General features: G+C 69.5%; 7 protein-coding genes and 1 pseudogene. 6 read left to right on the top strand and 2 right to left on the bottom strand.

Features of this window, described 5'->3' with window-relative positions; genetic code table 11:
• Positions 1-9 precede the first annotated feature (9 nt).
• The gene (locus tag STRTUCAR8_RS10510; protein WP_006375593.1) at positions 10-501 is read right to left on the bottom strand and encodes an inorganic diphosphatase; all 492 of its coding nucleotides are present in this window, start codon (positions 499-501) and stop codon (positions 10-12) included.
• Positions 502-580: 79 nt separating this feature from the next.
• Between STRTUCAR8_RS10510 and dacB the strand changes: the two genes are divergently transcribed.
• The 5 genes from dacB (at position 581) to ftsH (ending at position 7,586) form a co-directional block, all read left to right on the top strand.
• Positions 581-2,278, top strand: coding sequence for a D-alanyl-D-alanine carboxypeptidase/D-alanyl-D-alanine endopeptidase (dacB, locus tag STRTUCAR8_RS10505; protein ID WP_078507162.1), 1,698 nt, complete (start codon positions 581-583; stop codon positions 2,276-2,278).
• A gap of 45 nt (positions 2,279-2,323) precedes the next feature.
• Complete coding sequence (locus STRTUCAR8_RS10500) at positions 2,324-3,457, top strand: zinc-dependent metalloprotease (RefSeq protein WP_006375594.1); 1,134 nt, start codon at positions 2,324-2,326, stop codon at positions 3,455-3,457.
• A gap of 190 nt (positions 3,458-3,647) precedes the next feature.
• Complete coding sequence (gene tilS / locus STRTUCAR8_RS10495) at positions 3,648-4,691, top strand: tRNA lysidine(34) synthetase TilS (RefSeq protein WP_006375590.1); 1,044 nt, start codon at positions 3,648-3,650, stop codon at positions 4,689-4,691.
• 63 nt (positions 4,692-4,754) lie between these two features.
• Positions 4,755-5,315: a hypoxanthine phosphoribosyltransferase gene (hpt, locus tag STRTUCAR8_RS10490; protein WP_044471976.1), complete on the top strand. Its 561-nt coding sequence runs from the start codon at positions 4,755-4,757 to the stop codon at positions 5,313-5,315.
• 234 nt (positions 5,316-5,549) lie between these two features.
• Entirely contained in the window at positions 5,550-7,586 is a 2,037-nt protein-coding gene (gene ftsH, locus STRTUCAR8_RS10485; protein ID WP_006375592.1) for an ATP-dependent zinc metalloprotease FtsH, read from the top strand.
• 39 nt (positions 7,587-7,625) lie between these two features.
• Here ftsH and STRTUCAR8_RS54080 read toward each other — a convergent pair.
• Positions 7,626-7,799, bottom strand: a pseudogene (locus STRTUCAR8_RS54080) (cystathionine beta-lyase); the annotation flags it as partial.
• Between the two features lie 182 nt (positions 7,800-7,981).
• On the opposite strand from STRTUCAR8_RS54080, the gene STRTUCAR8_RS10480 reads away from it, so the two are divergent.
• On the top strand, positions 7,982-8,463 hold a 482-nt coding region (locus STRTUCAR8_RS10480), incomplete at its 3' end, for a GDSL-type esterase/lipase family protein (protein WP_044471978.1).

The raw sequence follows: 8,463 nt of genomic DNA, 5'->3' as shown, positions 1-8,463 counted from the left end.
CAGGAGGGCTCAGTGGCCGCCCTGCTCCTTGAGGCGCTTGTACGACCGCTCGATCTCGGCCTCGGCGTCCGTGCGGCCCACCCAGTTGGCGCCCTCGACGGACTTGCCGGGCTCCAGGTCCTTGTAGACCTCGAAGAAGTGCTGGATCTCCAGACGGTCGAACTCCGACACGTGGTGGATGTCCCGCAGGTGCTCCACGCGCGGGTCGTGCGCGGGCACGCACAGCAGCTTGTCGTCGCCGCCGGCCTCGTCCGTCATCCGGAACATGCCGATCGCGCGGCACTGGATGAGACAGCCGGGGAAGGTCGGCTCGTCCAGGATGACCAGCGCGTCCAGCGGGTCGCCGTCCTCGCCGAGGGTGTTCTCGACGAAGCCGTAGTCGGCCGGGTAGCTGGTCGAGGTGAAGAGGCGACGGTCCAGACGGATCCGACCGGTCTCGTGGTCCACCTCGTACTTGTTCCGTGAACCCTTCGGAATCTCGATCGTGACGTCGAACTCCACCGGTGGCTCCTCCATGATCAACACATAGTTCTGGTGGTTAAGTGTCCCTCACGCTGGTGTGTGATCGCGAAAGGGGCTGGTGGTCGTGCCGGAGCTGGGGCCTTGGCGGGCCGCGAGGCCGAGGGTGGCGCGGCTCGTCCGCACCGTAAGACCCCGTCTCACCCGGGCTGCGGCAACAGTGAAACCGCAGCTCGGACGGGCCACAGCGGCCGTGAGACCGCGGGTCGCGCGGATCACACAGGCGGTGGGCCCGAAGCTCGCCGGTCTCCCGAGACCGAACACCCTGAAGACGAAGATACTGCCGTTGTCGATGCCGAAGACCCTGCGGACCTGGCACTACACCGCGGGCGCCGCCACCGCCGGACTGGCGCTGACCGCCGGCGTGGTGACCGCCGCCGGCCCCTGGGACTCCTCCGGCCAGCGTACGGCCGAGCGGGACTGGGCCGCCGTCCAGGAGCGATCCGGTGGCACAGATCACGGACGTAATTCCGGTACGTCCGACACCTCCGCCACCTCGGGTACGTCGGCCGGGGCGCCCGCACCCGCGCCGAGCGCCCCCTCCGTGCTGGCCGGCCTCGGCAGCGCCACCGGCACCCTGCGGGCGGCGCCCGCGGGAAGGGCCCTCGCGGCCGTCCTGGACCCGCTCCTGAGGAACCCCGCCCTCGGTACCCGCCAGACCGCCGCCGTCGTCGACATCGCCACCGGCAAGCGCCTCTACGGCCTCGGGGCGGGCGAGGCGCTCGTCCCCGCCTCGACCACGAAGATCGCCACGGCTGTCGCCGCGCTCTCCGCGATGGGCGCCGACCACCGCCTCACCACCCGGGCCGCCCTGGAGCCCGACACCAACGAACTCGTCCTGGTCGGCGGCGGCGACCCCACCCTGACGGCCCGTAAGGACCCGGAGGGCTGGGCCAGCCTGCGCACCCTGGCCGACTCGACGGCCACCGCCCTCAGGAAGCGCGGCGTACGCCAGGTGACGCTGTCGTACGACACCACGCTCTACGCGGGCACGGAAATCCACCCGATCGGGGCCGACAACGACGGCAACCTCGCCCCGGTCAGCGCCCTGATGGCCGACGAGGCCCGCACGAACGACTCGACCAGCGGAACGGCAGTCCGCAGCACCGAGCCGGCGGCGGACGCCGCCCGCGCCTTCGCGGCCCTCCTGGCGAAGCACGGCATCAGAACGACCTCCCCGGGCCCGTCCAAGGCCACCGGCCGGGCGACCACCCTCGCGAAGGTCTCCTCGCCGCCCCTCTCCGCCCTCGTCGAGCGCATGCTGACCAACAGCGACAACGACCTCGCGGAGGCCCTCGCCCGCCAGACCGCGCTCGCCACGGGCGTCCGGCCCGACTTCGCGGGGGGTGCGCGGGCCATCCGTACCCAGCTGGGGAAGCTCGGACTGCCCATGTCCGGCGCCCGTTTCGCGGACGGCAGCGGTCTGAACCGCGCCGACCTCCTCACCCCGGACCTCCTCACGGCCCTGCTGGCCAAGGCCGGCGACCCGTCCCACCCCGAACTGCGCGCGGTCCTCACGGGCCTCCCCGTGGCGGGCTTCACCGGCACCCTGAGCACCCGCTACACGGACGGCGCGGCGGGCGTCGTACGGGCCAAGACGGGCACCCTGACCGGTGTGAACGCACTGGCGGGCACGGTCGTCGACCGGGACGGCCGCCTCCTGGCCTTCGCCTTCCTGGCCGTCGACACCACCGACCGGACGGCGGCCCAGACAGCCCTGGACCGTACGGCGACGGCGCTGGCGGCCTGCGGCTGCTGACCTCGCCATCTGCCCCTGGGAGGAGTGCTCACGTACGGTTGATGCATGACGAGCATCGGTGGTGCTGCATCTGCTGGGATGGTCGACTGGAATCTCGCGGTGGCGACCGCGACCCGGCTCGTGAGGCCGGGACCAGAGGTGAGCCGCGACGAGGCCCGGGCCATCGTGTCGGAACTGCGCCGGCACGCGAAGGCCTCCGAGGAGCACGTCCGGGGCTTCACCCGGATGGGCACGGACGCCGCGCACGACACCCCCGTACTGGTCGTCGACCGTCCGGGCTGGGTACGGGCGAACGTGGCCGGGTTCCGCGAGGTGCTCAGGCCGTTGCTGGACAAGATGGAGGAGCGGCGCGGGAGTTCACCCGGCGGAGCCGTCCTCGGCGCGGTCGGCGGCAAGGTCACCGGCGTCGAACTGGGCATGCTGCTGTCGTTCCTGTCGTCCCGGGTGCTCGGCCAGTACGAGACCTTCGCGCCGTCCACCCGTGAACTTCCGGCGGGCGCGAACGGCGGCGGCCGGCTGCTCCTCGTCGCGCCGAACATCGTCCACGTGGAGCGCGAACTCGATGTACAGCCCCATGACTTCAGGCTCTGGGTGTGTCTGCACGAGGAGACGCACCGCACCCAGTTCACGGGCGTGCCCTGGCTGAGGGACCATCTGGAGGGCGAAATCCAGTCGTTCTTGGGGGAGACGGAAGTCGACCCCATGACGTTCCTGGAGCGCATCAGGGAGGCCGCGCAGTCCCTGGCGGGCGGCAGGCCGGAGGGCGAGGAGGACGACGGCGGGCGCTCCCTGGTGGAGTTGGTGCAGACACCGGCCCAGCGGGAGATCCTCGGCCGCCTCACCGCGGTCATGTCCCTCCTGGAGGGACACGCCGACTTCGTGATGGACGGAGTGGGTCCCGCGGTGGTGCCCTCCGTGGCCGAGATCCGGGAGAAGTTCCAGCAACGGCGGGCCAAGGGCGCGTCCCGCCTGGACCTCGCGCTGCGCAAGCTCCTCGGCCTGGACGCCAAACTCAAGCAGTACCGGGACGGCGAACGCTTTGTCCGCGCGGTCGTTGACCAGGTCGGCATGGACGGCTTCAACCGCGTGTGGACCTCCCCCAACACCCTCCCGACGAAGGCCGAGATCGCCAAACCGGCGGACTGGGTCGCGCGGGTGCACCGCAAGACGGACTCATGAGCCCTCGGAACAAGGGGTGAACGAATCCGGCCGACGGCAGGTGAACGCCCCTTCAATCACCCGTCCGAGGGACCGTGGGGCATGGGTAGGCGTGCAATGCTCGGGGAACGCCCCGTTTCTGTCACCATCTACACACTCTGAGTGACCGAAGTCGGCTCACCCCCCGAAAACTTCATGAAGGGAACCGGACATGGGTCCCCATCCTGCGGTCGCGGCGATACGCCTGGCGGTTCGCCGCGCTCTCCACGACATCCTCACCGCTCACAACCTGTCCCACAGCCTCGTCCCCAGCCCCAACACCCCCGGCGAGTCCCTGCCACTCGTCCTCGTGGCGTGTTCCGGCGGCGCCGACTCCATGGCGCTCGCCTCCGCCCTCGCGTTCGAAGCGCCCAAACTCGGTCTGCGCGCCGGCGGCGTCACCGTCGACCACGGTCTGCAGCCCGGCTCCGACCTCCGTGCCGACGAGGTCGTCCTGCGCCTGACCGAACTCGGCCTCGACCCGGTCGAGTCGATCGCCGTCACCGTCGGCCGTGAGGGCGGCCCGGAGGCCGCCGCGCGAGACGCCCGGTACGGCGCCCTGGACGCCGCCGCCGAGCGCCACGGCGCCACCGCGGTCCTCCTCGGGCACACCCGTGACGACCAGGCGGAGACCGTACTGCTGGGCCTCGCCCGCGGCTCCGGTATCCGGTCCCTGTCCGGGATGGCCGCCGTCTCGGGAGGGCCCGGAGCCCCCGGCCGGTACCGCAGGCCCTTCCTGCAGGTCGACCGGCAGACCGCCCGCAAGGCGTGCATGGTCCAGGCCCTGCCGGTCTGGGACGACCCGCACAACGCCGACCCGGCCTACACCCGGTCCCGGCTGCGCCACGAAGGACTGCCCGCCCTGGAGAAGGCCCTCGGCAAGGGCGTGGTCGAGGCACTCGCCCGCACGGCCCAGCTCTCCCGCGACGACGCCGACGCCCTCGACACCTGGGCCCGCCAGGCCGAGGCCTCCGTACGGGACGCGGCGGGCCTCCTGGAGTGCGCCAAGCTGTACGCCCTGCCGCCCGCCGTACGCCGCCGCATCCTGCGCAGTGCCGCCATCGAGGCGGGCGCTCCGGCCGGTTCGCTGTTCGCCCGCCACATCGAGGAAGTCGACCGGCTGATCACCGGCTGGCGCGGGCAGGGGGCCATCAATCTCCCCGGCCGGGTCGTCGCCCAGCGGCAGGGTGGCAGACTGGTGATTCGGCAAGGCTGAATCTCACCCCCCTTCGGGGAGGGGTCGGCGAGCCAGGCAGATGGCGACGGGCGACCGAAAGTGATGCGGGTGGACGCGAAAGACATGGGTGCCGACCTCAAGTCGGTACTCATCACCAAGGAAGAGATCGACGCGAAGCTGGTCGAGCTGGCCGCGAAGATCGACGCGGAGTACGCGGGCAAGGATCTGCTGATCGTCGGCGTCCTCAAGGGCGCGGTGATGGTCATGGCCGACCTGGCCCGGGCGCTGTCCACCCCCCTCACCATGGACTGGATGGCCGTGTCGTCGTACGGCGCGGGCACCCAGTCCTCCGGTGTGGTGCGGATCCTCAAGGACCTCGACACCGACATCAAGGGCAAGCACGTCCTCATCGTCGAGGACATCATCGACTCCGGGCTGACCCTGTCCTGGCTGATCTCCAACCTCGGCTCCCGCGAGCCCGAGTCGCTGAAGATCTGCACCCTGCTGCGCAAGCCGGAGGCCGCGAAGGTCGCCATCGACGTGGAGTGGGTCGGCTTCGACATCCCGAACGAGTTCGTGATCGGCTACGGCCTCGACTACGCCGAGAAGTACCGCAACCTTCCGTTCGTCGGTACCCTCGCGCCCCACGTCTACGGCGGCTGAGTCCGGCTGCCGACCCGGCCTCTCGTGCGGCTGCTGAGCCAAAGGGCCGGTCCTGTGAGAGGTGCGGGAACCCCGGCGGCCTTCCCGCCGTTGGAGCATGCGTGGACGGTAATGCGACCCCGCCCGTGCGCCTTCGGGTGACAATGCTGGGGTACCGTCCGAAGAGCAGTCTTTAGAACAGTCTTTGTCAAACTCACTATGGCAGGAGGGACGGGGCGGCACCGCTCCGTATGGATGGACGTGAAGCGATACTTCCGTGGGCCGGTCATGTGGATCGTGCTGGCCGTCCTTGCCGTGGTCGTGTTGATGCAGGTCGTCGGCTCGTCCGGCGGCTACAAGACGGTGGACACAGGCCAGGTCGTCCAGGCGATCAACGACAACAAGGTCGAGCAGGCCAAGATCACCACCGGTGACGAGCAGGTCATCAAGGTCCAGCTCAAGGACGGCCAGAAGGTCGAGGGCAGCTCGAAGATCCAAGCGAGCTACATCGGCGATCAGGGCGTCAACCTGGCGAACACTCTCCAGGACAAATACCAGAACAAGCAGATTCCGGACGGCTACACGGTCTCTCCGACCAAGCAGAACGCTTTCGTCGGCATTCTGCTGTCGCTGCTCCCCTTCGTCCTCATCGTCGTCGTGTTCCTGTTCCTGATGAACCAGATGCAGGGCGGCGGTTCCCGCGTCATGCAGTTCGGGAAGTCCAAGGCCAAGCTCATCACCAAGGACACCCCGAAGACGACGTTCGCCGACGTGGCGGGCGCGGACGAGGCGGTCGAGGAACTCCACGAGATCAAGGAGTTCCTGCAGGAGCCGGCCAAGTTCCAGGCCGTCGGCGCCAAGATCCCCAAGGGTGTGCTCCTCTACGGGCCTCCCGGTACGGGCAAGACGCTGCTCGCACGTGCTGTCGCGGGCGAGGCGGGCGTTCCGTTCTACTCGATCTCGGGTTCCGACTTCGTCGAGATGTTCGTCGGTGTCGGTGCCTCCCGGGTCCGTGACCTCTTCGAGCAGGCCAAGGCGAACGCCCCGGCGATCGTCTTCGTCGACGAGATCGACGCGGTCGGCCGCCATCGCGGCGCCGGCATGGGCGGCGGACACGACGAGCGCGAGCAGACGCTGAACCAGCTGCTCGTCGAGATGGACGGCTTCGACGTCAAGGGCGGTGTGATTCTCATCGCCGCGACGAACCGGCCCGACATCCTCGACCCGGCGCTGCTGCGTCCCGGCCGCTTCGACCGCCAGATCGCGGTCGACCGCCCGGACATGCTCGGCCGTCTGGAGATCCTCAAGGTTCACCAGAAGGGCAAGCCGGTCGCTCCGGACGTCGATCTGTCGGCGGTCGCCCGTCGCACGCCGGGCTTCACCGGCGCGGACCTGAGCAACGTCCTCAACGAGGCAGCGCTGCTCACCGCCCGCAGCGAGAAGAAGCTGGTCGACAACCTGGCGCTGGACGAGGCCATCGACCGCGTCGTGGCGGGCCCGCAGAAGCGGACCCGGATCATGTCGGAGAAGGAAAAGAAGATCACCGCGTACCACGAGGGCGGCCACGCCCTGGTCGCGGCGGCTTCCCCGAACTCCGACCCGGTCCACAAGATCACGATCCTCTCCCGAGGCCGTGCTCTGGGCTACACGATGGTCCTGCCGGACGAGGACAGGTACTCCACGACCCGCAACGAGATGCTCGACCAGCTGGCGTACATGCTGGGCGGGCGCGCGGCCGAGGAGCTCGTCTTCCACGACCCGACCACAGGTGCTGCGAACGACATCGAGAAGGCCACCGCGACGGCCCGCGCGATGGTCACGCAGTACGGCATGACCGAGCGGCTCGGCGCGATCAAGTTCGGTGGTGACAACACCGAACCGTTCCTCGGCCGTGAGATGGGTCACCCGCGCGACTACTCGGAAGAGGTCGCCGCGCTCGTCGACGAAGAGGTCAAGAAGCTCATCGAGAACGCGCACAACGAGGCCTGGGAGATCCTGGTCGAGAACCGCGACGTCCTCGACGCGCTGGTGCTGCAGCTGCTGGAGAAGGAGACGCTGAGCAAGGAGCAGATCGCCGAGATCTTCACTCCGATCATCAAGCGTCCGGCCCGTCCCGCGTGGACCGGCTCCTCCCGCCGTACGCCGTCCACCCGCCCGCCGGTGCTCTCCCCCAAGGAGCTGTCGCTGACGAACGGGACCAACGGCTCGGCGGCGGCCATCACCGCCAAGGCCACAGCCACCGAGTCCGTCCCCGCGACGGAGTCGGCACCGGAGGACCGCACCGAGAGCTGATCCAGGCTCTCCCGCCCCTCCCGCTCAGTGAGCCCGGAATGGATGCCGCATCTCCGCCACCCACAGCGGCAGGACGTCGGCCGGATACGTCCGCCACTTCATGCTCCGGCGTCGACGGAGCTGTCCGAGCGAGAGCTCCTCAAGAGGGTTCACCAGCTCTCCGCCCCGGGCACCAGCAGAACCACGCTCTCCACAAGCCGTCACCTTCAGCATTGGACCGCCAACTCGATCTCTGCGCAAGCCCCCGAAGCAGCCATGACAGGTCGGACCCGGAACGCGACAGACGCAGGACGCACGGTTCTTGACGCGTCACGGACAACAGTGGCTTGATATGTGGGAGCGCTCCCACACCGCACCCCCGGTGAGCTGACAACACAGCCAGGGAAGGGATCACCATGCGTAGTACGCGCCATCTGCCCCCCTTACGGATCTTGCTGGCCACGCTCCTGCTGTCCCTCGGCGTGGCCCTCGCACCCACTGCCACGGCGGCACCCGGCACCACGGCGGCCGACACCACGGCACCCGCCGCTGCGGCGGCCGTCCGCATCATGCCGCTGGGCGACTCGATCACCGGCTCGCCGGGCTGCTGGCGGGCCATGCTGTGGAACAGCCTGCAGAGCGCCGGATACACGAACATCGACTTCGTCGGCACCCTCAACCAGCAGGGCTGCGCCCAGGCGCACGACGGTGACAACGAGGGGCACGGCGGCGAACAGGTGACCGCCGTGGCGGACCAGAACCTGCTTCCGGCCCGTCTCTCCGCGACCCGACCCGACATCGTTGTCATGCACTTCGGCACGAACGACGTGTGGAGCAGTTTCACCCCGGACCGCGTCCTCGCCGCCTACACCACGCTGGTGCAGCAGATGCGGGCGTC

Origin of the sequence: Streptomyces turgidiscabies Car8 (assembly GCF_000331005.1) — a bacterium.
Classification (GTDB): Bacteria; Actinomycetota; Actinomycetes; order Streptomycetales; family Streptomycetaceae; genus Streptomyces; species Streptomyces turgidiscabies.
The sequence above is the reverse complement of the archived record's forward strand: the minus strand, read 5'-3'. Positions and strand labels throughout refer to the sequence as shown.